The 2,796-nt window shown below is 60.3% G+C and carries 2 protein-coding genes and 1 pseudogene; 1 reads left to right on the top strand and 2 read right to left on the bottom strand.

Features of this window, described 5'->3' with window-relative positions; genetic code table 11:
- A pseudogene (locus A2I95_RS29965) lies at positions 1-300 on the bottom strand (tRNA (N6-isopentenyl adenosine(37)-C2)-methylthiotransferase MiaB); the annotation flags it as partial.
- Between the two features lie 128 nt (positions 301-428).
- Between A2I95_RS29965 and A2I95_RS29970 the strand changes: the two are divergent.
- Positions 429-1,298: a hypothetical protein gene (locus A2I95_RS29970; RefSeq protein ID WP_291735738.1), complete on the top strand. Its 870-nt coding sequence runs from the start codon at positions 429-431 to the stop codon at positions 1,296-1,298.
- A gap of 61 nt (positions 1,299-1,359) precedes the next feature.
- Here A2I95_RS29970 and A2I95_RS29975 read toward each other — a convergent pair whose 3' ends face one another.
- Positions 1,360-2,694 carry a PLP-dependent aminotransferase family protein gene (locus tag A2I95_RS29975; RefSeq protein WP_291735739.1) on the bottom strand — a complete coding sequence of 445 codons (1,335 nt, stop codon included), beginning with the start codon at positions 2,692-2,694 and terminating at the stop codon, positions 1,360-1,362.
- Positions 2,695-2,796 lie beyond the last annotated feature (102 nt).

Consider the following 2,796-nt stretch of genomic DNA (forward strand, 5'->3'; position numbering starts at 1 on the left):
CACCAGCGGCTGGCGGCGCATGATCTCTTCACCCTCGGCCTGAGCGACGCAACCGGCCACGCCGATCTTGAGGTCCGGCTTCTCTGCCTTCAGCCCTTTGAAACGGCCCAGCTCGGAATAAACCTTTTCCGCCGCCTTTTCCCGGATGTGGCAGGTATTCAGCAGGATCATGTCGGCGTCATCTGCTGATTTGGTCTCGACATACCCCTCGCCGCCCAGCGCTTCGGCCATGCGTTCGCTGTCATAAACATTCATCTGACAGCCATAGGTCTTGATAAACAGCTTCTTCGGGGCACTCATGCGGGTCAGCCTTCCAGCCAGGGTGGGTAAACAGCGGCCTGCCTTACAGACAAATGCCGCCGCTTGCAATGAGGCGGGATTTACCCGATTTTGGCCGCAAAGGCCAGAAAGGCAAAAGGCAGACGGGCATGATGTATTCTTCGCTGCAGGATTTCCTGAAAGAGGGCAAGCCGCTGCTGGCCAAAGGACCGGTTGCGCTGGTCTTCGTCGAGGATGAGGTAGAGATCGCCACCACCCTGCGTCATCACCTGCAAAGCGGATTCAAGGCCGTTGTGGCCCTGATGCCGGATGCCTTTGACCTGCCGCAGGATGTGCGCACCAAGGTGCACCGGGTGCCATTTGACTGCAGCCCCGATGGCGCGCTGACAGGCGCCGTCAATGCGGTAATCGCCGCGGCACAACCCGGTTGCTGGCTTTATTACTGCTACAATGCGGAATATCTGTTCTACCCGTTCTGTGAGACCCGCAGCATTGGTGAAATGCTGACCTTCCATACCGAAGAGCGGCGTGAGGCGGTGCTCAGCTATGTGATCGATCTTTATGCCGGCGATCTGGGGGACTGCCCCGGCGCTGTCTCTTTGGAGGCGGCCTATCTCGACAAATCCGGTTACTATGCCCAGTCGCGCAAGGACCCCGAAACCGGCCACCCGCGCGAAAGGCAACTGGATTTCTTTGGCGGGGTGCGGTGGCGGTTCGAAGAGCATATCCCTGACAAGAGCCGTAAAATCGACCGGATTTCACTGTTCAAGGCCAAACCGGGACTGGTGCTGCAGCGGGATCACACTTTCAATGACCAGGAATACAACACCTATGCCTGCCCCTGGCATCACAACCTGACCGCTGCGGTCTGTTCTTTCCGCACCGCCAAGGCGCTGAAACGCAATCCCGGCTCCACTTTCGACATTGAAACCTTCCGGTGGCATAACTCTGCGCCGTTTGAATGGCATTCGCGTCAACTATTGGATCTGGGGCTGATGGAGCCGGGGCAGTGGTTCTAGGCACAGCCGGCGGTATCTGCGGAGACTCCAGGGCTGCAAGCTGCGCAATGGCAGGCCTGCCCTATCCTGAGCTCTCAGCGTGAACCGCTTCGCGCACCGTCGTCAGCGTGCCGCGCAGCTCTGCCACCGGCAAACCGCCAAACGCCAACCTCAGGGCCTGCGGAGCTGCGGCGGCAGTTGCAAACGGTTCTGCGCCGGACACTGAAATGCGCTGATCCTTCAGTCGCGTCACGATGGGTTCCGCACGCGCGCCTTTTCCAAGCGGCAACCAGGCAAACCCCGCGTTGCGATGCGAAACTACCGAAGCCGCGCCAAAGACCTCCCGGCACACCGATTGGCGCACGGCGCCATCCTGCCTGCGGGTTTCTTCGGAATTTTCCAGCGTCCCGTCTTCGATCCATCCCGTGACCAACGCGGAGATCAACGCGGGTGTGTTCCAGGTCGTCGCGCGGATCGCTTCCAGCAAAGCCGCGGTGCGGTCTGCGGGCGGGATCACATATCCCAGCCGCAAACCGGTTGCGAGGCTTTTGGAGAAGCCGCTGATATGCACCGTCCGGTCCGGCGCCAGCGACAGGAAAGCGGGCGGCGGGTCCGGTTCCAAAAACGCATAAGCCGCGTCCTCGATGATAAGGAGGTTATGCCGCTGGGCCACATCAAGCAAACGCAGACGTATGGTTTCATCCATGACGGTTCCCAGCGGGCTTTGGACCGTTGGCATCAGATAAACAGCACGGATGTTCCGCAAGCGGCATAGCCGGTCCAGATCATCCGGGGCCATGACACCCTGCTGCGTCCCGACCGGGGCAAGTTCCAGACCGTTCAATGCGGCAGCGGATTTGAACCCTGGATATGTGAGGGCATCAGCAGCGATTACATCGCCGGGCTGAAACAGACCCAAACAGGTGATCGCCAGCCCGTGCTGGCTGCCCGAGGTGACCAGCAAACATTCCGGATCAATCCGCCCCAAAGCCGGTCCAAGGCTTTCGGCGATGATCCGGCGTTCGTGCATGCGGCCGCCGTGAGGCTGATAGCGCAGCATCGCATCCAGATCGCCAGCCGCCGCAAGCCGCCGCAAGCCGGCCCGCAAAATGTCTGCGTCCGCACGCCCGCCAGGCATATTGAAGACCAGATCCGTGACCCCCTCAGCCGCTGTTTGATGCACCCCCAATGTCATGGGCAAACCAGGATCGCGCACAAAGGTCCCGCGCCCGGCCTCGCCGCGGACAAGACCCCTGCGCTCCAGTTCCTTGTAAACACGGGTTGCAGTCGCCAGCGCGACGCCGGATTTCTCCGCAAAGGTCCGGTGCGTCGGCAGTCTGGCCCCCGGCGCCAGTTTGCCCTCGCGAATTGCATTAGAGAGCATATCGGCAAGGCGGATGTATCTGGCTTTCTTCATCTGCTCACTGTCATTAGGACAATAGAAAAATTGTCATACGTCGAAACTTCATGGCATTGCGGAGGCAAGTCAACCTGCGAGGCCCGCCCAAGCCGGAATGCA

The organism is Leisingera sp. F5 (assembly GCF_001593695.1).

Bases quoted from the DNA above. Each gene is read 5' to 3' on its own strand.
- A2I95_RS29970 (WP_291735738.1), top strand. From the start codon at position 429: ATGATGTATTCTTCGCTGCAGGATTTCCTGAAAGAGGGCAAGCCGCTG.
- A2I95_RS29975 (WP_291735739.1), bottom strand. From the start codon at position 2,694: ATGAAGAAAGCCAGATACATCCGCCTTGCCGATATGCTCTCTAATGCA.